The organism is Ornithinibacillus bavariensis, assembly GCF_018333235.1.
GTDB classification, from domain to species: Bacteria; Bacillota; Bacilli; order Bacillales; family Amphibacillaceae; genus Ornithinibacillus; species Ornithinibacillus bavariensis.
In genome coordinates this window covers 1-25589 of record NZ_BORP01000001.1, presented here as the reverse complement: position 1 = coordinate 25589, position 25589 = coordinate 1, and the positions used below count along the sequence as shown (strand labels likewise).

The following is a 25589-nucleotide window of genomic DNA, read 5'->3' as shown; positions in this document are numbered from 1 at the left end:
CTAATTGCAAAATAGTATCCAATGCATTAAATTGCCCAGTCTCCATTTCGGAATATCGGGACAATCGTTCCATCTTCCTTGATACCATCAATGTCCATCTTGTCTGAGCCAATCATGAAGTCTACATGAGTTGTGGAGACATTCATACCATGTTTTAATAGTTCTTCTTCACTCATTTTCGTACCACCTTGGATGGTTGTCGGATATGCAGCTCCGATAGCAAGATGATTGGATGCATTTTCATCGAATAATGTCTCAAAAAAGGTTATTCCTGATTGAGAAATTGGTGACGGATCTGGAACAAGAGCTACCTCGCCTAAACCTGTTGCGCCCTCATTATCTTGAACGAGCTTTTTGATTGCCTCATCACCTTTGTCAGCAGAAATATCAATAATTTTACCGTCTTTAAAATGTACCTCGATCCCCTCAATTAAAGTCCCTGCATAACTTAACGGTTTCGTACTCCGAACTACTCCTTCCATACGATGAGTATCTGGAGCTGTAAAAACTTCTTCTGTTGGCATATTGGCTATGAATTCTACACCATTTGGATCATAACTTTCTGCACTTGCCCAAATATGATTTTTCGGTAAACCTAGAATCAAATCCGTACCTGGCGCTGTGTAATGCAATGCATCAAATTGATATTCGTTTAACTTACTTGCCTTCTCCTTTAGTGTTTCCTTATGCTGATCCCAGATGGCAATCGGGTCCTCATGGTAAATGCGACATGTTTTAAAAATTTGATCCCACAACGCATCCACTTGTTCTTCAGAGGTTTTTAAATTTGGAAAAACATGTTTTGCCCATGCCTCGCCTGCCGCTGCTGCAACAGTCCATTTTAAATCATCATTTTGTGTCGCTACTCGCTGTGCCTTGAATGCTTTTCCAGCTACCTTTTGATATGCAGCGACCTTATTAGGATCTACCTCATTCAATAATCCAGGATCATTAGATAAAATAGATAGTCGGCATACATGATGATTTAATACATGATCCTCGGATTCCTCAATTTCGTATTTTGGTATATTCGTCAATACCTCTTTTGGTTGATGCATGTAGTTTAATTTAGTAATCTCATCATCAGACCATTTAATAATTACCTTTTCTGCCCCTCTTTCATATGCCTCTTTTGTAAGTAGACGGGCTAAGGGAGCTTGATCAACGGCAATACTTACTTTTACCCAGTCCCCTACCTGAACATTAAGTCCTTTTACAATTAACAGCCTTGCATACTTTCGCAAATTCTCTTCAAAATTAGGTAATACCATTTTCTTCCTCCTTCTTGATGCCAATTTTTAAGGGCCCTTCGCTTCCCAATATTAGTAATATATTTTCGATAGAGTGACGCTTGAAAAATTTTCTGCCAGCCTAATTTACAACATATAACCAAATCCGGGGAGTGACAACCCACGACCTTACAATTCCATACTTATTTTACATGATTACCAAAAATCTTTCCTCTATTGTTAGTTAATAATTGAATTTTTCTTATAAAATTAAATACTACTCGCTGAATGAATATTATTGTGACAACTACCATAAGATATAAGTGGAATATATTAGTAAATAAGGAATAGGTGATCATATGGATAAAGAGTCATCAAGAAACCATCAGTCCATGAGCAGTGATGCTAAACAAAGACAGTTAGATCAATTCCGTATACAGAACACCGGAAATCCAATGACAACAAACCAAGGAAAGAAACTCGCAAATGATTCAGAAACCTTAAAAGCCGGTGTGCGTGGGCCTTCATTACATCAAGACTGGCATTACTTTGAAAAAATGACACATTTTGTGCAGGAAGAAGAACCAGAAAGAGTGGTACACGCAAGGGGTTACAGTGCCCATGGGGAGTTTGAATGCTATCAGTCGATGAAGCATGTGACAAAAGCATGTTTTTTACAGGAACCCGGGAAAAAGACTCCATTGACTATCCGCTTTTCTACCGTGCAAGGGCCAAGAGGATCCTATGATACAGCAAGGGACTTACGCTGCCAGGGAGTTAAATTCTATACAGAAGAAGGAAATTATGACCTAACAACAATTGCAATGCCTGTCTTAATCAATCAAGACCCAATGAAATTCCCAGATGCGATGCATGCATACCAAGCAAAGTCGGATGATGATATTCCAACAGCTACAGGTGCACATGACAGGTTTTGGGATTATGTAGCCAATAATCCAGAATCCATTCATATGGTGACATGGATTATGTCTGACCGTGGGATTATTCGAAGTTATCGAATGATGGAATCGTGGTCGATTAATACGTATCTATTTGTCAATGAACAGGGAGTCGCAACCTTTGTTCGATTTGTCTGGAAGCCTGTTCTTGGTGTACATTCCCTACTTCAGGATGAAGCAATGAAAATCGGTGGGCTTGATCCGGACTTTCACCGAAAGGATTTACGAGAAGCCATTGCTAAGGGATTTTATCCAGAATATGAACTAGGTGTCCAATTGATTCCGATGGAAGATGAATTCAACTATGATTTTGATATTCTCGATCCTGCAAAGTTCTGGCCAGAGGAGCTTATCCCTGTGCAGCTAGTCGGTAAAATGACGTTAAATCGAAACATTGATAATTACCATACAGAATCAGAACAAGTAGCATTTAATCCAGCGAATGTTGTTCCGGGAATTGATTTTTCTAATGACCCCGTATTACAAGGTAGGTTAATTGCTTATCATAATGCACAAGTACACCGAATCGGAAGAAACTTCCAAGAATTACCAATAAATAAACCGATTTGTCCATTTCACAATAACCAACGACGTGGCCCTATGAGATTTAGAATTGATGTTGATCAGGTCAACTATCACCAAAACTCATTAGCAAATAACACACCATATACCACCCCTCCAGAAGAGGGCGGATATGAACACTACCCAAAAAAAGTAGAGGGAGTCGTAATCAGAGGAAGAAGCGAATCGTTTAACGACTTTTTCTCTCAAACAAGAATCTTCTGGAATAGCCTGACACCTATTGAAAAGCAACACACAATTGATGGATTTAGTTACCAACTTGGGAAGGTAAGAAGTGCATCTGTCCGCCAACAAAATGTCGATTTATTGGTTAATGTGGATAAGGAATTAGCTACTATTGTTGCTAGAAATATTGGTGTAAATCCACCAGAGGGCTCCCATGTACCTGTCTCTACAGTGTATCCTTCGCTTAGTCAGTATCGTACACCTAAATATGCATTAACCCAAAAGGTCGGTATTCTTGTTGGTGATAACTTTAACGATAATGAAGTAATAGGTGTGCTTAACCTTCTGCAAGATAATGGCGTATTCTTTCTAATCATTAGTGATACACTTGGTACAGTAACTGGAGCAAATGGTACAAAACTGAAGGTTGATGAAACCTTTATCACAACAAGTCCTTATTTAGTCGACACCCTGTATGTAGTTGGAGGAAACTCAAATAATCAAGAAAAGTTTAATGCAGATGTTACTAATTTTGTACATGATGCCTATATGCATTATAAGCCAATTGGTGTCGCTTCAACTGGACAGTCCTTTATTCAGGCATCTGACAAAAACAATTTAGCTGGTGTTGTGTTTTCAGCAAATAATCCAAACTTCGGAGAACAATTTCTCTCTGCCATCACCCAACAGCGCTTCTGGAATAGAACGTAACACGTCCATGAAAACTTAGATGTTCACTTCCTAGTATAAAATAAACGTGATACTCACCATCATGATTGGTGTGATATCACGTTTATTTTTGCTCCTCTAGTGAAGCAGTATATAGACAACTATAAACCATCAATTTTTCTCGTCATCTGTCTTATCAAAATCAATTACCGCCTTGCCAATCATCACGATTAATCCTATCATTACTCCAACCCCAACAATCAAATACATCATTGTAAAAAGCTTCCCTAGGTTAGTAGCAGGGCTCAATCCCGTGTCAAAGCCACTTGGAATCAGACTAACAACTGAAAAATAAATAGAATCTAATAATGCCCATCCCTCAATCCTTGTATAAAATAATGTACCTGATAAAATAATGAACACTAACGTAAAGAATAACGATTTAAATACTTTATGTCGAAATGACTTCCACAATGCTTTCAATAGTCGCTTAGCAGTTAAAATGAATGAAATCATGCTTTCTTTCCTCCATAATTAATAGAATTTCCCTTTTCATATCCAAATAGTTTATTTTCCTATGTTTTGTCACAAGGTATACAATAAAAGCACATTTCATTATATCGAAATGTGCTTAAAGAATTACAAGACTTCATGCGAGGTTTTATTGACAAGTTTATCCTCTATTGGTGGATTAAACTGTCCTTCCCATTTAGCAACAACAATGGCTGCTAATGAATTTCCGACCACATTAACCGCTGTACGTCCCATATCAAGAATACGATCAATACCTGCAATAAAAGCTAAACCAGAAGCAGGTAAACCAATGGTACTGAATGTTGCTAGCAGTACTACAAATGAAACGCCAGGTACTCCCGCCATCCCTTTAGAAGTTACCATTAGGACTAACATTAGTGTAATTTGTTGTCCAATGCTTAATTCTATACCATACATTTGTGCTATAAACATCGATGCAATTGCCTGGTACAAAATGGAACCATCCAGATTAAAGGAATAGCCTGTAGGAATAACAAAGGTTGCAATATGCTTCGGACTTCCCGCCTGTTCCATTTTATCCATGATTTTGGGAAGTACCGTTTCTGAGCTTGACGTTGAAAATGCTAAGATTAATTCTTCCTTAATCATTTTCAGCAATTTAAAAATACTAAACCCAACAAACTTAGCCATTAAACCTAATACGACAATAACAAAGAAAATCATTGTTCCATAAACTGTGAGAGCCAGTTTTCCAAGTGGAATAAGGGAAGCAAATCCATATTTGGAGATGGTAACACCAATTAATGCAAAAACACCAATTGGTGCATATTTCATAAATAGATTGGTTACATAGAACATGGCATTAGCCATTCCCTCGAAAAACCGTAGAATCGTTTTTCCTTTTTCCCCAATAGCTGCAATCCCAAGTCCAAATACTACTGCGAAGAAAATAATTGCTAACATATCTCCTTCTACCATAGCTTGAATTGGGTTAGTCGGAACAATATGAAGAAGTGTGTCTGTTATCGACTTTCCTTCTTGCTCCTTGGATGTTTCAACATAGTTTGAGATATCTGTCTGCTCAAGCTTGTCCATATTTATACCAGCACCAGGCTGAAATACATTACCAGCAATTAAGCCGACTGCAACAGCAACCATTGTCATTCCGATAAAATAGGTTAACGATTTAGCTCCTAGTTTACCTACTGATTTCAGATCACCGACACCAGCTATCGCTACAATAATACTAGATAATACAATTGGTACGACTATCATTTTGATTAGCCGGATAAATAGATCTCCGAATGGCTGTAAAATATTTTGCGCTGTTTCACTTCCATAAAAAATTCCACCGACAATTATACCTAATATAAGACCAATAAAAATTTGGCTAGCCAAACTTAATTTAAACTTCTTCATTGATTACCCCACCTTCTGATGACTTAAATTAAATAAATTTCTCAGGTAAGGGAAACAAGATGATATAACGAAACACAATAATTAAAAATAACAAAAAAACCGGCAAAGCCGAATGTGACATACTATCATTCTGTTTCCACTAAAACGCTTACGAGGTTAGCTTTCAGGTTAGGACTTCGGGAAACAATAAGCCCCTTCTTCATAGAATTCACCTATAGCGGAAGTATTCACATTAAACAGAAATTTCCGCGAAAATAATTGGGTCCCCCGCTCTTATTGAAAGATTAAGCAATAGAACTATATCAAATATTTTATCATTAAAATTACCTTTTTGTATATTATGAAGCTCTAAAGCCATGTAATAAGGGGGATCTATTATTTTAAAACGTAAATAATAGATCCCTAAGCTTCAGTTTACCAACTCTAAGTACGCTTCTTTTTCTTTCGTGAAGAATCTACTTTCATTCTTCCAGTTTCTCTATTTGTTGTTCCTTGCCCTTCCACTTCTGGGGAGCTTAGACCATTCGTTAATGGATTAGCCTTTCTCTTTGACATAGGTGTTCACCTCCAGTGTTAGTATACGTTTGAAGACTTAATATTATTGGGACATGAAAATTAAATCAAAAGTCTTTTAAGGAAACTAATTGCTCGTCTTATTTTTAAACTTCAAGCATAGATTTTTACGAGGTGAAAAAAATGAGACAAACTTCTATGGAAAAAATGCACATTTTTATCGTCATGTTTTTTATGAGTCTAGTTATGAGTGTTCAAGCACCAATCTTTGCACCATATGCAGCAAAATTAGGCGCATCTAGCGTGGTTATTGGGATTATGCTGAGTTTAGCATCATTCACAAACTTGACAGGAAATTTGATTGCCGGACCATTAGTCGATCGGTTTGGGAAGAAAGTTTTTATTACACTACCCATATTCGTTTCAGGTGGATTATTTATTGCTCATGGACTCGCTACAAGTTCAGCTAACTTGTTACTACTCCGTGCGTTAAATGGCTTTTCTCTAGCATTCCTAATTCCTTCTGCGTTTGCGTTATTATCTGGCTATGCAAAGAATAGTCACCAGCAAGGAAAAAATATGGCGATCAATGGAATACTTGGCACAATTGCAAGTATTGTTGCACCAATAATTGGTGGAATGATGGGATCAGCATTCGGGTATGAAAACACCTATTATACAATAGGTACCGCTCTCCTTCTTATCGGTATTTACACTACCCTTTGCTTACGGGAAAAAGAAAGTATTATTGTGGTAGGCTCTCACAGAAAAGCATTTAGTTTGATACAGGTGTTACAGAAAAAAAGCTTACAGATGGTTTTTCTTACAGGTTTTGCATTAATGTATATTCACGGGGTTATCATTTACGAGGTCCCATATCTCGCTGTTGAACAGGGATTATCTACTGCCATTACTGGGGTTCTATTTAGTTTCTTTGGAGTTGGAACGTTTTTTTCCTTGTCATTATTTTTTATTAACCGCTTCAATCCAATGAAACGTATTATGTTCGGTTTATTTGGAATGTGTATGAGTTTATTCGCTGTCTTTACCCAGTTACTCACACTCCCATTGATGTTATTTCTATTAGGATTCTTCTTTGGCATTATGATGCCAGCTATGGCAACGGCTTTAACTGATACAGTATCGAGTGATGGACATGGACGTGCTTTTGGAGTAATGTCTGCTGTATACTCTTTGGGGATGATTACGAGTTCCTTTATTACAGGGATTATTCGTGATGTACTTTCTCCGTACTTTGTAGCATTTCTTATTGGAATGCTTACTCTTATGATTTTAGGTTACAGTAGAATTCAATCTGGCTCACCTAAGACAGCACGTACACCTTATCAATATTGAATTACTTTTATAACGCTTTTCAAGTAACAACATATTCCTAGAAGGAAAAAAGGTACCAATTCCGTTCTATACTGGCAATTGATACCTTTTTATCATTTTACTCAATGAATATAGTTGACGGCTACCTACCATTAGCGTTATTTAAGTCGTGTAGTTTTATTCCAATATGGTTCACTTTTGTTTCTTCTCTTGTAAGGAGTAATTTGCAAAATCTACTGGTTTCTTCGCTCAATCAAATTAATGCCTAGTCCCATCGCTATAACACCAATTAATAACATCAACAATAGTGACATCATTACATCTCGCAAGCCAGCGTCATAGAAGACAACAGACATAATTGCATCCATTGCATGGGACATTGGAAAGAGATCAGCTATGAACATTAACACAGGATTGCTGATTGTTCCTGGCATCATATATGCTCCACTAACAAGTGGGATTAGTGGAATAACGGAGGGATAAATGCTATAAAATTGCTCTGGTGTCTTTACAAACCCAGTTATCAACATAGCGATACTAATCATACTAAAAACAAAGAACGATGCAATTAGTAGGATTAGACCAAGATTATCCCCCACTTCATAGTTCATGACATATTTAAATAAAATAAGCACCACGATAACTTGAAACATTGTAATGAGAAAGGTGTATAAAATATACCCACTATACATCCCTGTCTTACGGATTGGTGAAAGAATCATTCGATTCCAAACACCAGAGACCTTATCATTAGTTACATTGTTTACCTTAAGTCCGAGCATAAACATGGCAACTAAAAAAACAAATGCAAACAACAGCTGAGTTCCCAGATTAAAATTCGGAAGCCCTTCACCGTCTAGTCCTTTCGCCTCAATCTGAATGGGTGCGTTTTTGAGATAACTATTCATTTTACTCCGGACATTTTTGTCCCCTTTCGCTTCTTCAAGTGCACGGAATTGTGCTTCTCGTTGAAAAACTTTTTCTACATGCTGCTGAACGAAAGAGACTGTCGGAAGTTCACTAGCTATGACTATTTGATAATCCGTCTCCGTTACGTTCACTGCTACATCTATCACGCCATTCATGACATCCTCGCGGGCTTTTTCTGGGGTAACGATTTCAAATTGAAATGAACTATCTACATTTAATAGCTCATGCCATTTTTCTTCAATTTCTGGGGCGTTTTCCTCCTCACTAAACACGGCAACCATAGTTGGAGTTTGAATGCCTCCTGCAAATAAAATGGTAGCGACAATACTTGCAGCGATAAATAATAGAATAAATAGCGGATTTCGCTTATCTTTCATTAATTGTGCCCACATAACTGACTTCATTATGCTTCCCCCCTTTTTGGATACAGTGCAAAACTAAGCAATGTAAAGAGTAGAAAGATTCCAATCAACAATAAACCTGGTGTGAAGATATTTGATAAATCCTCAAACTGAATCCATTTGGTTACCATAACTAAAGATATTCCATTTGGAGTCCATTCACCAATTTGTTGAAGCCAATCTGGTAATACATAAATAGGAACAAAACCTCCACCTATCGTACCGAAGAGCAATATAACTAACATAAATATCCCATTCGCAGCATCTATATTTCTCACTCGAAGTGAGATGCTCGTAAATAAAGCAGCTAATCCTGCAATTGCTAATGAAAGTAAACTAGCTATTCCTATGACACCAAACCAGAAGCTCACCGTTCTACCTGGAAATACGTCTAAGATAAAATGAGAGAACACAAAAATAAACATAATCTGTAACCAAGTTAAGCAAAATGTCGATACCATTTTTCCAATTAAGAATAGGATTGGATTACTATTTGTTAATAGGATACGATTAAAAACCTTTTGCCTAATCTCTAAGCCTGTTTTCGTTCCAACAGTAGAAGCTAAGAATAAAGCGAATAATGCTCCCATTGCGGTAGTAAAATATTGGGTCAATGTAAAACTCTCCCCTGCTCCTACCTTCTCTACCCCACCTGTTGGCAGTGTTACCTCGTTTTCTAAAGCGTCCATTTCCTGTAACGCAAATTGATAATTTAGTTGATCTGTAAAGCCTTGAACAATATCAAATAAAATACTAGTATTATTCGTTTCTTTTTCCATTTTAAATTCTAATGATTTTGTTGGGGCTTCTCCTACAAAGGCAGCATACAGACTTTCAACAGTAAACCCATCAGGTATGATTAAAATACCGTCTAAATCACCGTCTTCTACCTTTGTTATAGCTTCTTCCTCCCCAAGCTCATGAATGGTCACTAAACCCTTTAACTCATCACTATCTAGGTAATTTAGTAACATCGAGACCGGATCTAAATGACTTGCCTGTTCCACAAATACATTTGCTTCTCCTTCTCCTACTAATCCTTCATTCACTAATTTTTCCTTCAATTTTTCTAATGAGTCTGTTGCATTGTCTTGATTCACGACAGCTAAATTTAAATCCAAATTGGATTCCGTATCTTTACCTAACAATCCAGCAAAGGCAAAATTTAGTATGATTACTAATAGAATTGGTAAAATAAGCACTGTTATAAGCTCTTTCCGATCACGCCAAAAAATTAATAAATCCTTTTTAATAAAGTTTCCCATTCCTACACCTCCTTAATCCCGTAAGGTTCGACCTGTCAAATGAAGGAATACATCCTCTAAACTAGGATTCTCCGTATGAAAGTTAATCAATTGGATATGATGTTGTTCAGAAAGGTACACAAGCTCACTAACTAGGTTAATACCTTTTTTAGCAATAATTTTCAAATTCGTATTAGCAGCTTCTACCTTCCGAACTCCCTCTATTGATTTTACTTGTGTAACAAACCTATCATCCATTTTACTTAGCTGTACCTTGATCGTATCCTCTGTTGACAATATGCTTAGCAATTCTCCTTTTGTACCTGAAGCTATAATTTCACCATGGTCCATAATGTACAACCGGTCACAAAGCTGTTCTACTTCCTCCATGTAGTGACTCGTATACATAACTGTTGTACCTTCGTTTTTATTTAGCATGCGAACCGTCTCTAAAATATGATTTCTTGATTGAGGGTCAATTCCAACAGTAGGTTCATCTAAAATCAGTATTTTAGGATGATGTAATAATGCAGCTGCAATGTTTACCCTACGCTTCATACCACCAGAGAACGTTTTTACCAAATCCTTTTGACGATCTTGTAATCCAACTATTTCCAGTGCCCGTTGAATACTTTTATCGAGTTCATTTCCTCTTATTTTATAAATAGAGCCAAAAAATTTAAGATTTTCATATGCTGATAACGCTTCGTATAGTGCCAATTCCTGTGGTACTACACCTAAAATTCTTCTAATTTGTTCTGGGTTATTGATAATATTTACACCGTTAAGCTTGATTTCTCCTGCAGTTGGCTTGATTAATGATGAAATCATGGAAATAGTAGTAGATTTCCCTGCTCCATTTGGACCTAACAATCCAACGGATTCCCCACTATCCAAATATAAATTGACATCTTGCACTGCCTTCTTCCCCTTGAAAGATTTACTTAATTTTATTGTTTCAAGCATGATTATCCTCCTCTATCCAACTAATAATTGCATCATAAACGAAAATAACCAAAGTCACTACTGACTTTGGTCACTACCCAAATAAACGCATATTACTTTTGTCATTTTTTCTAAACTAATCGATGACGAATCGCATAAATTGCTAATTGTGTACGATCCCTTAACATTAATTTATCTAATATTTGACTCGTTTGATTTTTAACTGTTCCAACAGACAGACCTAATCGTTCCGCTACTTCCTTATTATTCAGCCCTTCACCAATACATTTTAAAATAGCTCTTTCTCTTGGTGTTAATGAAGGATCAACCGATTCGGCCACCTCTTGGCTTTGCAGTAAAACTGGCATTACCTTCGCTGCAACCTGATCCTCTAGTGACAGTCCACCACTCATGGTACTTCTAATCGATCGTATCAGTGATTCCGTATCACCATTTTTCAACATATACCCACTAACTCCAACCTTTAGTGCATCTACCACATATTGTTGATCATCAAAGGTCGTTAGCATTAAAACCTTGATTTGTGGAAAGCGATTACGTAATACTTTGGCAGTTTCGATCCCATCCATTTCCGGCATCCGAATATCTAAAATGGCTACATCAAAAAGTTGTTTTTCACATAAGCGGACGGCTTCCTTACCATTATCCGCTTCACCTATTACAACAATCTCCTCATCTGTTTCAATCATCGCTTTCAAGCCTTGACGTACCATCACTTGGTCCTCTGCTAGCAATACTTTAATCATAGGCCACACTCCGTTCTATTAATTGAATCGTACCTCTTACGGAAAATTGCTCCTCATCCTGAATAACTTCTAATGAACCGCCTACTTTTTCTAATCGATCTCGCATCGCCTTTAATCCATATCCTTCTTGATAAAAGGAATTAGGTATTACGCGATTGATTACTTCAAATCGAAAAATGCTTCCTCCAGGAGCTTCAAACATGACCTGCGCCTCCCGTGTAGCGCTATGCTTCATAATATTAGTGAGTGCTTCTTGTACGGCACGATAAATTGCAAAGGATTGTTCCCCAGTTAATGGAGCTGCAAATGCACCATGTTTAACTGAAAAGTGAACTTTCATAAAGCTCTCTACTTCCAATTTACGAATTAATCTTATAATCCCTTGAAGGCCCCCTATTTCTTCCTGCTTAAAGGATTTTACGGCTTTTCGTGTTTCCTCTAAGCTTTGCTCGGTAAGCTCTTTAAGATTTGTAATTTTTTCTATATCCTGAGCCCTTGCAGATAAACGAAATGCTTCAAATTGCATTAACAGAGCTGTTAGTTTATGTCCAACTGAATCATGGATTTCACGTCCAATCATATTCCGCTCATCCATCCTAGCTAATTCTTCTTCTACCATGAGCTGTCTTTTCATTTTTCGATACTCGTCCAGTAGAGCATCATTCCTTTTTCCTAATTCGATCTCGTGTTTATGTACTTTTTGATAATGTAAGAGTGCAATAACAACCAATACATCTATAATCCCATACCAAATTAATGTCGATGTAGGGAGCGTTGCTTCTATCATAATGAATAAAATAGATACAAATTGAACTCCAATCACAATGAAGCTCTTCTTCTGGGAAAGATAAAACACTGCCTCCGCTATAATTAATAGATGAATTACAATTATATATGGATTGAGTACATGGTCAATAGGATAAAAAATACCAATTGTTGTCAGTGCTTGTACGGAAAACAAAATGGTTTGCCAGTTCGGTTTATCTGCAAAAATCGGAAGGATAAACAAGATGGCCAAAAACAAACAAATACACACCAGTTGTATTTCAGTTAAACTTGCCTGAAATTCTAAATAAGTGAATACCCATACAACACAATAAATAGAAAGCCATATAAAATATGATTTCTTCATCTATAAAAGCTCCTTTAAAACTTACTCCCCGCTTTTTAAATTATACTATGGAAATCAATGTTAAGCATCTCTACATCTAAATGACAAATTCTCAATGAACATTGCCCATCCGATTCTTCCTCTATTGTTATCACTATCGTGTTTATAACAAGATGCTTTATTAAGATTTGTTTTCCTCTAATTGTGGGAATACTAACATTGTGAAAGGATACAACTTACCTACATATCCCACCAAAACATCGTTCACCAGAAATAAGTTTTATACTAAACCTTGTACATAGGAGTGATTTTTTTAATGCAGACAAGAGCAGTAATTATAAACCAATACGGTGGTAAAGAGGTATTAGAAGAAGGTAGCGTAACTCTACCAGAATTAGGAGAAAATCAAGTACTCGTTCGCGAAAAGGCTACGTCCATTAACCCAATCGATTGGAAGCTTCGCGAAGGCTATTTGAAGCAAATGTATGAATGGAAATTCCCCATTATTCTCGGGTGGGATGTTGCTGGTATTATTGAGGCTGTTGGATCAAACGTAACGGAATGGAAAATAGGGGATGAAGTATTTGCTCGCCCGGATACAACTCCTTTTGGAACGTATGCAGAGTATACTATTGTTGATGATCATCTACTGGCGAAAAAGCCTGCTAATATTTCTTTTGAGGAGGCTGCAGCAGTTCCATTAGCAGGATTAACTGCATACCAAGCATTGTTTGATCATGGTAATTTAGAAAGAAACCAAAAGGTACTAATTCATGCAGGTGCGGGTGGGGTTGGTACATTTGCCATTCAACTAGCGAAGAATGCAGGAGCATATGTTTGTACAACCGCTAGCCCAAAAAATCACGAGCTTCTTCGGTCATTAGGTGCAGATAATATAATTGATTATCACACAACCAATTTCAAAGATGTACTTCGTGATATCGACCTAGTCTTTGACACGATTGGTGGCGAGATACAGAATGACAGTTTTCATGTCCTTAAAGAAAATACAGGCAGACTGATTTCAATTGTAGGTGAACCTGATCAAGACAGGGCAAGAGAAAAAAATGTCATAGCAAAAAGTATTTGGCTGAATCCAAATGGTCAACAGCTAAGTATTCTTGCAAAATTATTAGAAGAAAGAGAAATGAAGAGTATTGTTGGAAATACATTCCCATTGACACAAAAAGGTGTTTATGACGCACATACTTTAAGTGAGACTGGTCATGCTGCCGGTAAGATAATTATCGTTATTGATTAAATTAGCTAGAAGATAAATAATCTCAATTTATTTATCTTCTAGCCATTAGATCTTTTAGACCATAATTTGGAATTATGGATACTCAGGTAATCTTGCTCATATTGTTCAGCTAAGAGGGTTTCCGAACTACGTTTAACTTATAGTATTCATTAACTCATATTGCCGAAGTCTTAATTCGAACAAAGTAAGTGGATCGCGGTAGATTTCAGGTTGATTCCGCATAGTTTCTAGCGAGTAGTTTTGTTTTTCAATATCACCGTGCAATTCCTCACTTACTCTATTTAGTACTTCCAGAGAATTTGAGAAAAATTTGCTTATATCCCACTCGATTGACCCCTCAAACAGTTCTAATTGTTTTATGAGCGGATTGATAATTTCCTGTGTAATTTGACTATAGTCCCCATTTTCAATGTAGTTCTTATACTTGCTATGGAGCTTTTCATTACTTTTGGAAATCGAACCCAATAGCTTCCCTGCCCCTTTTAACAACAATTGGGAAGGGTTGTTACGCAGCATAATATTCGCTTTTTCTATATGCAGCATTCCTCTTGATATCCGTTCCATATCTCTCTTCCAATCATCCAATACCTTAAAGTCGCCCTCTAATACAATTTTCTCTTCATTATACTGATAATTAAAACCTTCACTTATTTCGTTTATTTTAATTTGGCAGTCATTAAACTCTCGCTCGCAGTCCTCAATCCAACGTTGAAATGCATGTTTAAAATCATGTAAGGCCGTGTTTTCCATATAATCAGCAATCCGTCTATTCATTTCATCATTAAGGTCAACATGAAGCTTACCAAAATCACTGTCCTCATGAACCAATTCAGAGCAATTTCGAAGTAGTTCAGGGAGCGTAAGCATCATATGTTGACTTAAATCATTTTTTATTTTACGGAAGGAATCTTTTATCACTCTCGCTTCAACTTTTTCCATATCATCCAGCTGAAGCTGTATATCTTGGAGTTTAACAAGTAATTCTTCATCCCAATTAATATTATCAATAACAGCATTTTCTACTTCTATTCGTTTTTCAACAAGAAACGCAATTGTAGCTTTAATAATACTCCTTATTTTAGAAGGGCTAGCCACTTCTATATTGTACTCCTCAATCATAGGCATAATATTTACATACAAATCATCTAATAAGCCTTCTTTCTCCGCCCATTGCTTAATCGATTCAAATAGCTTAATACCTTCTTGTCTGCCATATTGATACGAATTTGAGTGTTCAAAATAATCCTCTGCTTTACTTACTAAAGTGACATCTAGATCAGATGGGAAAATATCATTCCAAGCGAGGATAGCTGAGGATGAAATTAAGGAATCTGATACGGTTGATATTTCCAACCAATTCGTTAAATGGTCTTGAATTAGCATCGAAATATCACTTATTAAAAATTCTCCGCTAATTAAATCAAAGTAAGATTCTTTAAATAGGTTGGGAAGCTTCTTCCACATATAAGCTTCTTCTAAATTATATGTCAAAAGAAGCTGGTTGATTTCCTTTAACCACGGAATATATAAGTTACTATGTTTATAACTGTTCCACAATAATTCAGAAAGACTTTCAAATCTTAATTTATCAATGTGTAATACGGTCACTAATACCTCATTAAAATAATTTGGTTGAAAATCATAGGTAAGTCCCTGCTCCACATACTCTTCCAAAATCGAAACCCAGGAAAGTGACTGTGTTCGAATTGATTCATTTACTGCAAGTTCAACTGCGCTATTCCAATCCTTAATATCCTCAAAATAAGACTGAGCTATCTGTGTCACATAGGAATAATCTGGATTTAGCTGAACTGCATTTTTAATTGCATCAATCGCCTTTTCGGTACTACCTTGTTGTATGTATAGAGAAAAAAGCTGCAGCAGAACTTCCACCTTCAACTCCATTACATCCGTATCGACTGCCTTATAGCATTCTTCAGCAAGCTCTAATAAACCCATTTCAAAATGGGCATCCGCTATATTTTTTTGAGCCCAGGGAATTAATCTATCATCTAATGGTGTGCCCCATTTATAAATCGCTGCCTCATAATCATTATTTAAGAAATATACCTCCCCTTGCGCATAGCGGATAGAGGATAAATCTGGCCGCTTTTTCTGCATCTCATTCATATACATTTCACCCAACACTTTTATTGGGTGCTCTTTTTCATTTTCAGCTACTAAAGTTTGATAATAGGATTTATTAATTAGTTCATTCTCGATAGTCATGATAATCCCTCACATTGTTGTTAAAATTTGATAGTAAATTGCTACCTACCAATTATTTATAGTTATGTCATACACAGTTATTAGAAAAAAGTATTTTTCATAAAAAAAGTACAGATATAGATAGTTCACCTTTATTGTATTCGAAATAACCTTTTGGTTTATGGGGATAGAGATGTATTTATTAAGGACTAGTTTAGATTTGGAGATATCATCTGATAAAACTAAACTACTAATTGTTTCTTTAGAAACTCTTGAAAAATCTACTTCGCATAAACTTGTTAGTATAATAGATGTTGTGGAGAGTTATTACATAAAAAACAATTGCTTAAGCGAAATATTTTTAACCGTGTGGATACGTAACCTTATTACTTACTTAAAAAAGACAAGCTTTGTGTTGAATGATGTTATTAGATTGTTAAGACTGCATTTATAGGAAAGAAAGGAGTACTAATATAAAGTAGAGTAGTTGTTTCATATAGGAGATTACGCTGATATATACAAAAAAGAGCCCTCACCAATGTGAGAACCCTTGACCTTACACTATTTTATACCGGCGATAATATGCTCTTACCCCTGTAATATAGGTTATCGCTAACATGATAACATAATATTCCAACACTTTATAATTGCTTGTACGACAGATTTCATCAGCAGGTAGTCCACCATAGAAACTCCATAAACTTTTTCCATTATATGAAGTATTTTCATTCCAGGATATCCTTGGTCACTTCCCCATTTGTGCCGGCTTGTGTAGTAACTAATTTTCGGCTATGACTTCTTGATAAAGCCCTTTTTCTTTTCCATATTTAAAAAGTGTTATGAGAAAAGATTCACCCATTTAGTTTCTTAAATAATCGATAATTTCCTCAAAGTCCGGGTCTTCCCCTCCCGTTTTGAAATAAACAAAGTCATCTGGAATTAAAAATGAATCGAAAAATATCTTCATTTCATCTGCATCGGAAAAGTGATAAACATTATCCGGATTAATCCCTGCTTCTATTGCAGGCTCTACAAAATCTTTTGCAATGAAACCTTTAGTAATAAGAACATCAATCCCTAATTTTCCGAGCAAATGCCCTGCCTTTTTGTATTCTTCATCACCATAATCACCTAGTGCTGACATTCTTCCCAAAACAACAATTTTTCTTTGATTTGGCAACGCTATACTACTTAATGTTTCTAAGCCTTTTCTTAAAGAAGCAGGATTTGACTTCCAAGTATCATCTACCACTTTTATTTGGTTTCGTCCTTTAATTATTTCGAAATGGGACTTCATGTGCTGAAACTTTGATAATCTTTTTATAGCATAGTGTAAATCCACTCCTAAGACTTCAGCGGCTACCAATGAAGTAATTGCATTGTATACATTATGTTCGCCAAGACCCGGTATATATCCCTTAAAAGTATTTTGCTTATATTTAAACCAAAAAGTCATTCCTGATGAATCATGTTGAGACCACTTAATCCTAAAATCAGCATCCCTATGTTTGCCGAATGTTATAATTTCCCCTTTAAACTTAGAAGTATCGAGAGAGGAAAGATATGGGTCGTCTATATTAAGAATGAGAGTCCCTTCATTGTTCATACCTTCCATTATTTTTGCTTTTTCTGCTAAATAATCAGCAAATGAGCGAATTTTATCCGTATGGTCTACATCAATCATCGTTATAATCCCAATAGTCGGATAAAAATATTTGCAGGACTCCGTCATATCCCCTCTTTTAGAAACAGCTGTTTCAAACACAGCCACATCGGTATCTTCATCAATTCCCAATAAGTAAGGTAGGTTGAAATAATCAGCATTTTTACTGGATACAGTTGCCTGGACGTTATATTCTTCTTCCAAAATGTGTTTTAGCATTTCTTTTGTAGTAGACTTTCCACAAGTACCAGTAACAGCAACCACTGGTATGTTAAACAAATGTCTGTAGTACGAAGTAAATTTAAAGTAGCTATCTTCGAGATCCTTTACCATAATGATTTGTTCGGGTTTTAATCTATCCATTTTAGCAAATGGTGTTTCTGTAACGATAAATACATTCTCATATTTCTTTATCTTTTTAACAGGTACCTCACTGTTATACCAACGAAAATATAAAGTATGATTATCTATTTCATCACTGTCGTTCGTGACCTTCTGGATTTGATTACCTCTTTGCTTATCATTAAACTGAATGTTCATAGCAGTTAAAATGTCCTCCAATAATAATGTCTTCAAAATGTCCCTCCTATATAGCCTTTGTTGAAAAAGGCATTCTCGCATACTATTCTTGATTCAATTTTGAATTCAAATACTAAAATAGTATATGAGGTGTCACTCGGTGTAGTTTGGGATAAATACTCAATCAATTAGAGTAATTATTTAATGCCATAAACGTATCAGGTTTAGAATTTAATTTAGTGAATTTTTTAATTTCCTGCCTAACTTTTACTAGCATTCTTTTTCCAGAATAGATAAATGGACTTTAATTCTTTAATTTAATATAAAGTCTGTATCGATTATTAATTAGTAATTATTTCTACTAGTTCAAAAGATGAGTTTTACTAATTGAAATGGAGTATAGTCCTAAAAAACAGCTCAAAATCAGGTTTTTTGTCACTTCCTTTCCTTTAAATATAAAATAAATATTCAAATCTCTTTATAAAAGTTAATTTTCCTTTTAAAGAGATTCTGCACATCTGCAATTTAGTCTGACTACATAAATGGACCATCTTGATTTGTCTGTGCGAACGCATATTTTATTATTTATGGATAATTATCCATTCAATACCATCTATCTACAATACAATACAATCAGGAGGAGAATTGACAGGATTTTAATGCCAAATATTCAAAAATTCCAATGGATTATGGAGGCAACATTAAAATTAAGTGCACTAATTTATTGCTAGAGGACATTTATCTAATTGTTATGTTGACGATTGAAATGTAATAAACAAATTATACAAAATAGAAATGAGGGAATTTTCTTTTGAGAACTATCATCTTCCTTCACACAATGAAATCAGGGTCAAGTAGAGAGGCGATTAAGGCAGCTGAAAAACTAGGCTATTTTACCATTCTGCTTACAAGCAATGAAAAGTTTTTAAAACAAAGAACTGAATTTCCAGACGTCCACCGAATGATTTTAGTTGATTTTTCGAATGTGGAAGGATTAAGAACTACTATAAAAGGGTTCCAAAGTGAAGGGTTAATCATAAATGCAATTATCAGCTTTGTTGATCCGTATATGTATTTAGCAACTAAATTACATGAAGAATACTGTAACAAGGTGCTGTCTATCGATGCAATAAAAGCAATGGAAGATAAAATTTTAACGAGGGAAATACTAAAAGACTCACCCTTCACACCTAATTTTTTCAAGCTAAATGGTATGGAATCTGAAGAGTCATTAGCCTCTATTAGTAAACATTATTCGTATCCATTAATGGTTAAATCCCCTATCTCTACTGGTTCAAAGGATGTAATAAAGGTTGAAAATGATAAAGAACTATTCGACAGTGTCAATTTACTTGCAAGAAAGTATCCAAATCAATCTATTCTGATCGAGGAATATCTTGATGGCCCACAATATTTAATTGAAACTGTTGTGATTAATGGAAATATCCATATTATTGCCATCCTTGAACAAGAAATAACTCAATATGAGAGATTTATCATAACAGGATATAAATTATTGAATGAAATTAATAAGACTCTTCTCCTAAACATTCAGCAAGCAGTCGAAAGTATCATCAAATCCTTCAAAATGGAAACAGGCACTTGTCATTTAGAGATAAGGATTATTCAGGGCCAATGTAAACTAATTGAAATAAATCCAAGGATTTCAGGTGGAGCAATGAACAGAATCATTGAAATTGGATACGGCATTAATTTAGTTGAAGAAACATTAAAAATTTCACTTGGTATTCCACCTAATCTGACAAAAAAATGGAAGAAGCCTGTATTCACGCAATATGTCACTATTTCTAAGAGAGGGATTTTGGAAAAAGTAACAGGTAAAGAACGAGCTTCTAATCTACCAGGTGTTCAAGAAGTTTATGTAAAGCCTAGGAAAGGTAGGTTGCTTACCCCGCCTATATCTATGGGACAACGATATGCATATATTATCGCAACAGGATATTCATCAATACAGGCCAAAAAGAATGCCAAAACTGCTGCAAAAGAAATAAAGTTTCATTTAAAACCTGTTGAATAATAGAAATAAACCATAGATGAATAGGATGTTATTTATTTTTATCTTAATGGATGCACTGTTTTGTTAAGCAACTTTTTAGGATAGTTGAAAATATCATCGGAGGAATGCAGATGATCACAATAGGTATGCTACATTACCGGAAAGATCCGCAAACTGTTTTTAAAACATACGCATATGCAGCCGCAGCAAAAATGGAGGGAGTAGATTTTTTCTACTTTTCTCCAGGAAAAGTAGATTTAAATAGAAGGCGTATTAATGGATTATTTTATGAAAATGGTGTATGGGTAGAACGTAAAACCAGATATCCAGACGTTATATACAATGCAGGAGGGACACTAACCGCAAATCAAGACCGTATAGTAGATGCTTTAGAAAAAGAAATTCCTTTTACAAGTCACCCCATTGGAGATAAAATGAGCGTTTATTATCGAATCAAAAAAGGGAAAATCTTTGAAAATTATTTAATACCTTCCGAGGAATTTGAAGAAGTTAACTTGGCCCTTTCATACATCGATAAATATAACGCTATCATCGTTAAACCTCTTTCAGGAGCTAAAGGTGAAGGTGTTCATTATATAGAAAAAATTCAAGATGAATATCTACTAATTGATTCAGGAACAAAACACGTATTATCAGAAGGGCAACTTGAGAATTGGTTAGATGATATTTTATTAGAAGATAGGACCTATTTAGTACAACCTTTCATTCAATCGAAAACTAAGCAAGGGCAATCATATGATATTCGCCTACATGTACAAAAAAATGGTGAAGGAAAATGGACATTAACAACGATGTATCCTCGCATTGCTAGCAAAGGAATTGTGTCAAATGTAAGTAGCGGGGGCTACACAAGTGTAATCACTTCTTTTTTACAGGAACAATTTGATGAGGACTACTACGATATCAAGCGTTATTTAGAAGTATTTGCTGTACAATTTTCAACACATTTTGATAGTTTATACGATCAACCATTAGACGAGCTTGGAATCGATATAGGGATTGATCAACATAATAAGATTTGGATTTATGAAGTGAATTGGCGACCAGGTCAACCTATATTATTTTATTTGGAAATGGATGTAGCGAAAAGAATGATTCAATATGCTACTTACCTGGCCAAAGAAGCAAAAAAGAAAAGAAAGAAAATTGAGATAAGAATATAACTACTACTCCTTGAAACTATTAAAGTACTAGAATAACAGATAAGGTCATTATCGAAGGTCGCGGAGATACCCAAGATGTGTAAAAGGGTTAGTAATTCACATTACTTGGGCTAATTGAATAAATCCATCATTTAATGAATAAATAACTCGATTAGACATGAGATAAAAAGTGGTGAAAATAAATTAAGTTGTTTAAGATTCTACCTTTTACAAATTATATAAAAAGGCTCAAGAAAATTGGTGTATCAACCCTCTTGAGCCTTTTTACATTTATTAAAACACATCATTTTCTATTATATACTTAGAAAATAGAAAAGAGCTCATAAAACCTTTAACATCAAGGATTATGAGCTTAATCAACTATTTCTTTCGCAACTAAATTTAACCTAAAGATACCGGTGGTCGGGGTCGAACCGACACGTCCCAAGGGACACGGGATTTTGAGTCCCGCGCGTCTGCCAATTCCGCCACACCGGCATGTGCCATATTTGACTGACAAGTAATAATATAGCACGGAATAGGTGAACTAGTCAATGACAAAGTTTTGGAAATATCTAAAGCACCTATATACCGGTATGGCTTTTTTTCGACTTTAATACTATGAGTTGAATAACTTTTCCAATAAAAAAACCTAAAATCAAAGATAGAATAGGTAGCCAAATCACTCCAAAATATATTCCATTAATATTGAATACTGGTGAGTACACCACACCTATGGTGCCAATAAATGCTGAGAATACGAAGGGTAAAAAGGAATAAGAAGATGTCCCTCCACCCGCATCCCGATAAGCATCCCAGATTGCGAATAAATATAAACATGGATAAAACATTAACCATTGAAAGTCTGTGTTCACAATGGATTCTTGCATATTACCATAAAAGCTAGGAAGAATTGCATAATTTAGTCCTGATTTTACATTCACAATAAATTCTAGAATGATTAATACAGTTCCTTTTACAATCTTCCCATTTAAATACTGTCCAAAACCTGGTAATGCAATACTCCAAAATATCACTTCAGCTCTTTTATCTTTGGCCATTACATTTCCTACCCATCTGCTAATGCATCCCTATCTGTTGCTCTTGGTGGTTGTTCTAGCCATCCATTATCAATCATTATATTTGCCCCATCTTCTGAGTACTTAAGAATCTCGCTACTCAACCGAACAAAATGGGTAGAAAGATCTCTTCTCATGCTCCCTGCTAAAGCAATACCATAATGACCTAAACTAACCGAGATTAAGGATGCTGTATGATACATAATTAATTTATCTGAGAATACATAAGCAGTAGAGCTTGTTACCTCTGAGGCCCAGGACATAGGTGTTGGAAGATTGTCTTCATTTAATATTGAATTAAATACTTCTAAATGCTTAGAGGCAATTTGCTTACCTCTCATCGTATAATTTTTAACTTCTTTTGACTGCGCAATTTGAGAAAATGCAACCATTGTAGAAGCTCCTAATACATTTCGCTGTATGTTTGCATATATACTAGCAATCTCCATCGCAGTTAATGGGCGTCTCTCACCAAACCAACCCGTTAGAAAGGATTGCTTTTTTACATACTCTGACTTTTCTGGTGGCTGAATATAAGGACCTCGTACATAAGTACCTTTTTCAAGCATCAAATTTTTGGCTATACGATGCAATTTATTTGTTTCAGTAAAACAAGTAGAGAAATATTCATAGACATCTTCTCTTGCGGCAAAGCCTAATGCAGTGCCATACGCATTCATACCAATAGCAGCAAAGTCACGCATATAGTTTAATATATAGCTATCTGAAAAAATTCTTGGTGCATGAACATCTACATCCTCATTTTCATTAAAGCCAATTGGAATTGGAAATTTCTCTTTTTCAAAGATAACTTTTAACTTTTTTAGGTGAGTTTCGGATATGTTCAGTCCGAATTGAACTACTTCTTTAACATTAGAATCCTCTGTGCAATTCATAAAATATTTTAAGACACAAGCAGATTGACTATCGTTCACATAAGCATTCCAAATATGTGAAATTTCAACAGAAGTTAATCGCGGATTATGCTCTATTTCCATGGTTTCACCTCCAATTACTTAAACTAATGATAGTATCCCCTAAAAAGTAAATATATTACAGTACGTGAAACTTATTTGTAACTGGACAATAAAAAAACTCTTTTGTTTGAATTGCCATAAAAATAGCAACTTAAACAAAAGAGTTTAAAAAGATAGTACAAATTAGAAAGGTAAATTTGGAGGCGGTAACCGGATTTGAACCGGTGATAAAGGTTTTGCAGACCTCTGCCTTACCACTTGGCTATACCGCCATTTATATGGAGCGGAAGACGGGATTCGAACCCGCGACCCCCACCTTGGCAAGGTGGTGTTCTACCACTGAACTACTTCCGCGCTTGGCTGGGCTACTAGGATTCGAACCTAGGAATGACGGGACCAAAACCCGTTGCCTTACCGCTTGGCTATAGCCCAATATGGGGCGATCGGTGGGAATCGAACCCACGAGTGCCGGAGCCACAATCCGGTGCGTTAACCACTTCGCCACGACCGCCATTATATAAAAATGGCAGGGGTAGTAGGAATCGAACCCACATCAAAGGTTTTGGAGACCTTCGTTTTACCATTAAACTATACCCCTACTGTATAAAATATGACTATAAAATTTTAAAATGGTGGAGGGGGGCAGATTCGAACTGCCGAACCCGAAGGAGCGGATTTACAGTCCGCCGCGTTTAGCCACTTCGCTACCCCTCCATAAAAAAGAAAAAGACATAAATGGTGGCTCGGGACGGAATCGAACCGCCGACACATGGATTTTCAGTCCATTGCTCTACCGACTGAGCTACCGAGCCGTTATGTTTGTTATAGATAAGTTTAAGTTTTTTGTGAAAATGGCGGTCCGGACGGGACTCGAACCCGCGACCTCCTGCGTGACAGGCAGGCATTCTAACCAACTGAACTACCGGACCACTTTTTATCATATTACTGATATTCAACTTTTACATAAGTGAATTCTTCACAGTAAGTTAAAAGATTTGGTTGCGGGGGCAGGATTTGAACCTACGACCTTCGGGTTATGAGCCCGACGAGCTACCAGACTGCTCCACCCCGCGATAATATAAAGTATTTAGTTTGTTGGTATATTACCAATATGGTGGAGGATACAGGGCTCGAACCTGTGACCCCCTGCTTGTAAGGCAGGTGCTCTCCCAGCTGAGCTAATCCTCCATGTTGGTGACCCGTACGGGATTCGAACCCGTGTTACCGCCGTGAAAGGGCGGTGTCTTAACCGCTTGACCAACGGGCCAATATAATAATAGTGGCGGAGAGCGAGGGATTTGAACCCTCGAGACCACTTTCGCAGCCTACACGATTTCCAATCGTGCTCCTTCGACCACTCGGACAGCTCTCCATGGCTCCACAGGTAGGATTCGAACCTACGACCGATCGGTTAACAGCCGATTGCTCTACCACTGAGCTACTGTGGAATAATGGAATTTGCCTGGCGGCGTCCTACTCTCGCAGGGGCAATGCCCCAACTACCATCGGCGCTGAGAAGCTTAACTTCTGTGTTCGGTATGGGAACAGGTGTGACCTTCTCGCCATCACTACCAGACATATCCTGAAAACCAAGTGATACCGATTTTTTTCGTGACAAACTTTATTATAATAGTTTTTCAAAAAAAATCAAGCACTATGTAGGGATTTATACCCTAAAAACTAAATAAGAGTAACGCACGACAGCTAGTTAGTTAAGTCCTCGATCGATTAGTATCCGTCAGCTCCACGTGTCACCACGCTTCCACCTCGGACCTATCAACCTCATCGTCTCTGAGGGATCTTACTCACTCGAAGTGATGGGAAGTCTCATCTTGAGGGGGGCTTCATGCTTAGATGCTTTCAGCACTTATCCTTTCCACACGTAGCTACCCAGCTATGCTCCTGGCGGAACAACTGGTACACCAGCGGTGTGTCCAT

18 protein-coding genes, 14 tRNA genes, 2 rRNA genes and 1 riboswitch are annotated in these 25589 nt (G+C 36.4%); of the genes, 5 read left to right on the top strand and 29 right to left on the bottom strand.

Annotated elements, in window-relative coordinates; all coding sequences use genetic code 11:
• Window positions 1-26: 26 nt before the first annotated feature.
• The gene (locus KI338_RS00170) at window positions 27-1271 is read right to left on the bottom strand and encodes an aminopeptidase (protein WP_212918967.1); all 1245 of its coding nucleotides are present in this window, start codon (window positions 1269-1271) and stop codon (window positions 27-29) included.
• 317 nt (window positions 1272-1588) lie between these two features.
• Here KI338_RS00170 and KI338_RS00165 point away from each other — a divergent pair, with 317 nt between their 5' ends.
• Window positions 1589-3646, top strand: coding sequence for a catalase (locus KI338_RS00165; RefSeq protein WP_212918966.1), 2058 nt, complete (start codon window positions 1589-1591; stop codon window positions 3644-3646).
• 129 nt (window positions 3647-3775) lie between these two features.
• On the opposite strand, the gene KI338_RS00160 is transcribed toward KI338_RS00165, so the two are convergent.
• From KI338_RS00160 to KI338_RS00150, 3 genes are all read right to left on the bottom strand, one after another.
• The gene (locus KI338_RS00160; RefSeq protein ID WP_212918965.1) at window positions 3776-4120 is read right to left on the bottom strand and encodes an ion channel; all 345 of its coding nucleotides are present in this window, start codon (window positions 4118-4120) and stop codon (window positions 3776-3778) included.
• A gap of 123 nt (window positions 4121-4243) precedes the next feature.
• Entirely contained in the window at window positions 4244-5518 is a 1275-nt protein-coding gene (locus KI338_RS00155) for a cation:dicarboxylate symporter family transporter (RefSeq protein WP_212918964.1), read from the bottom strand.
• Between the two features lie 130 nt (window positions 5519-5648).
• A riboswitch (cyclic di-AMP (ydaO/yuaA leader) is annotated at window positions 5649-5819 on the bottom strand.
• Between the two features lie 122 nt (window positions 5820-5941).
• Window positions 5942-6073, bottom strand: coding sequence for a YuzL family protein (locus tag KI338_RS00150; RefSeq protein ID WP_212918963.1), 132 nt, complete (start codon window positions 6071-6073; stop codon window positions 5942-5944).
• A 141-nt stretch (window positions 6074-6214) separates the two neighbouring features.
• Here KI338_RS00150 and KI338_RS00145 point away from each other — a divergent pair, with 141 nt between their 5' ends.
• Window positions 6215-7387: an MFS transporter gene (locus KI338_RS00145; protein ID WP_244853234.1), complete on the top strand. Its 1173-nt coding sequence runs from the start codon at window positions 6215-6217 to the stop codon at window positions 7385-7387.
• 212 nt (window positions 7388-7599) lie between these two features.
• Here the strand turns inward: KI338_RS00145 and KI338_RS00140 are convergent, their stop codons facing one another.
• From KI338_RS00140 to KI338_RS00120, 5 genes are all read right to left on the bottom strand, one after another.
• Window positions 7600-8700: an ABC transporter permease gene (locus tag KI338_RS00140; RefSeq protein ID WP_212918962.1), complete on the bottom strand. Its 1101-nt coding sequence runs from the start codon at window positions 8698-8700 to the stop codon at window positions 7600-7602.
• Window positions 8700-9962, bottom strand: coding sequence for an ABC transporter permease (locus tag KI338_RS00135; protein WP_212918961.1), 1263 nt, complete (start codon window positions 9960-9962; stop codon window positions 8700-8702). The genes KI338_RS00140 and KI338_RS00135 overlap by 1 nt, the downstream gene beginning before the upstream one ends.
• A 12-nt stretch (window positions 9963-9974) precedes the next feature.
• Window positions 9975-10907, bottom strand: coding sequence for an ABC transporter ATP-binding protein (locus KI338_RS00130; protein WP_212918960.1), 933 nt, complete (start codon window positions 10905-10907; stop codon window positions 9975-9977).
• 110 nt (window positions 10908-11017) lie between these two features.
• Window positions 11018-11653 (bottom strand): response regulator, encoded by a 636-nt coding sequence (locus tag KI338_RS00125; protein ID WP_212918959.1) that lies wholly within the window; start codon window positions 11651-11653, stop codon window positions 11018-11020.
• Window positions 11646-12785 carry a sensor histidine kinase gene (locus KI338_RS00120; RefSeq protein WP_212918958.1) on the bottom strand — a complete coding sequence of 380 codons (1140 nt, stop codon included), beginning with the start codon at window positions 12783-12785 and terminating at the stop codon, window positions 11646-11648. The genes KI338_RS00125 and KI338_RS00120 overlap by 8 nt, the downstream gene beginning before the upstream one ends.
• 295 nt (window positions 12786-13080) lie before the next feature.
• Between KI338_RS00120 and KI338_RS00115 the strand changes: the two genes are divergently transcribed.
• The gene (locus tag KI338_RS00115) at window positions 13081-14025 is read left to right on the top strand and encodes an NADP-dependent oxidoreductase (protein ID WP_212918957.1); all 945 of its coding nucleotides are present in this window, start codon (window positions 13081-13083) and stop codon (window positions 14023-14025) included.
• Window positions 14026-14157: 132 nt separating this feature from the next.
• On the opposite strand, the gene KI338_RS00110 is transcribed toward KI338_RS00115, so the two are convergent.
• Together KI338_RS00110 and KI338_RS00105 are read right to left on the bottom strand one after the other, a co-directional pair.
• The gene (locus KI338_RS00110; protein WP_212918956.1) at window positions 14158-16254 is read right to left on the bottom strand and encodes a tetratricopeptide repeat protein; all 2097 of its coding nucleotides are present in this window, start codon (window positions 16252-16254) and stop codon (window positions 14158-14160) included.
• 838 nt (window positions 16255-17092) lie between these two features.
• Window positions 17093-18472 carry a UDP-N-acetylmuramoyl-tripeptide--D-alanyl-D-alanine ligase gene (locus KI338_RS00105; protein ID WP_212918955.1) on the bottom strand — a complete coding sequence of 460 codons (1380 nt, stop codon included), beginning with the start codon at window positions 18470-18472 and terminating at the stop codon, window positions 17093-17095.
• 754 nt (window positions 18473-19226) lie between these two features.
• Here KI338_RS00105 and KI338_RS00100 point away from each other — a divergent pair.
• Complete coding sequence (locus KI338_RS00100) at window positions 19227-20453, top strand: ATP-grasp domain-containing protein (RefSeq protein WP_212918954.1); 1227 nt, start codon at window positions 19227-19229, stop codon at window positions 20451-20453.
• Window positions 20454-20563: 110 nt separating this feature from the next.
• On the top strand, window positions 20564-21616 hold the full coding sequence (locus KI338_RS00095) for a YheC/YheD family endospore coat-associated protein (RefSeq protein ID WP_212918953.1): 1053 nt from the start codon (window positions 20564-20566) through the stop codon (window positions 21614-21616).
• A gap of 393 nt (window positions 21617-22009) precedes the next feature.
• Here KI338_RS00095 and KI338_RS00090 read toward each other — a convergent pair.
• The 18 genes from KI338_RS00090 to KI338_RS00005 all read right to left on the bottom strand — a co-directional run.
• A tRNA-Leu gene (locus KI338_RS00090) sits at window positions 22010-22093 on the bottom strand.
• 86 nt (window positions 22094-22179) lie between these two features.
• Window positions 22180-22656 (bottom strand): hypothetical protein, encoded by a 477-nt coding sequence (locus KI338_RS00085; RefSeq protein WP_212918952.1) that lies wholly within the window; start codon window positions 22654-22656, stop codon window positions 22180-22182.
• Between the two features lie 8 nt (window positions 22657-22664).
• Window positions 22665-23672, bottom strand: a complete 1008-nt coding sequence (locus tag KI338_RS00080; RefSeq protein WP_212918951.1) for a DUF3231 family protein — start codon at window positions 23670-23672, stop codon at window positions 22665-22667.
• A 177-nt stretch (window positions 23673-23849) separates the two neighbouring features.
• A tRNA-Cys gene (locus tag KI338_RS00075) sits at window positions 23850-23923 on the bottom strand.
• A gap of 7 nt (window positions 23924-23930) precedes the next feature.
• A tRNA-Gly gene (locus KI338_RS00070) sits at window positions 23931-24005 on the bottom strand.
• Between the two features lie 3 nt (window positions 24006-24008).
• Window positions 24009-24083, bottom strand: a tRNA-Gln gene (locus tag KI338_RS00065).
• Window positions 24084-24086: 3 nt separating this feature from the next.
• Window positions 24087-24162: transfer RNA gene (locus tag KI338_RS00060), tRNA-His, on the bottom strand.
• Between the two features lie 13 nt (window positions 24163-24175).
• Window positions 24176-24249: transfer RNA gene (locus tag KI338_RS00055), tRNA-Trp, on the bottom strand.
• A 32-nt stretch (window positions 24250-24281) separates the two neighbouring features.
• Window positions 24282-24365 (bottom strand) — tRNA-Tyr (locus KI338_RS00050).
• A 22-nt stretch (window positions 24366-24387) separates the two neighbouring features.
• Window positions 24388-24463, bottom strand: a tRNA-Phe gene (locus tag KI338_RS00045).
• 40 nt (window positions 24464-24503) lie between these two features.
• A tRNA-Asp gene (locus KI338_RS00040) sits at window positions 24504-24580 on the bottom strand.
• A 67-nt stretch (window positions 24581-24647) separates the two neighbouring features.
• Window positions 24648-24724, bottom strand: a tRNA-Met gene (locus KI338_RS00035).
• A gap of 39 nt (window positions 24725-24763) precedes the next feature.
• Window positions 24764-24839, bottom strand: a tRNA-Val gene (locus KI338_RS00030).
• A gap of 4 nt (window positions 24840-24843) precedes the next feature.
• Window positions 24844-24918, bottom strand: a tRNA-Glu gene (locus KI338_RS00025).
• A gap of 13 nt (window positions 24919-24931) precedes the next feature.
• Window positions 24932-25023 (bottom strand) — tRNA-Ser (locus KI338_RS00020).
• 1 nt (window position 25024) lies between these two features.
• Window positions 25025-25099 (bottom strand) — tRNA-Asn (locus KI338_RS00015).
• 12 nt (window positions 25100-25111) lie between these two features.
• A 5S ribosomal RNA gene (gene rrf, locus KI338_RS00010) occupies window positions 25112-25227 on the bottom strand.
• 132 nt (window positions 25228-25359) lie between these two features.
• Window positions 25360-25589, bottom strand: a 23S ribosomal RNA gene (locus tag KI338_RS00005); the annotation flags it as partial.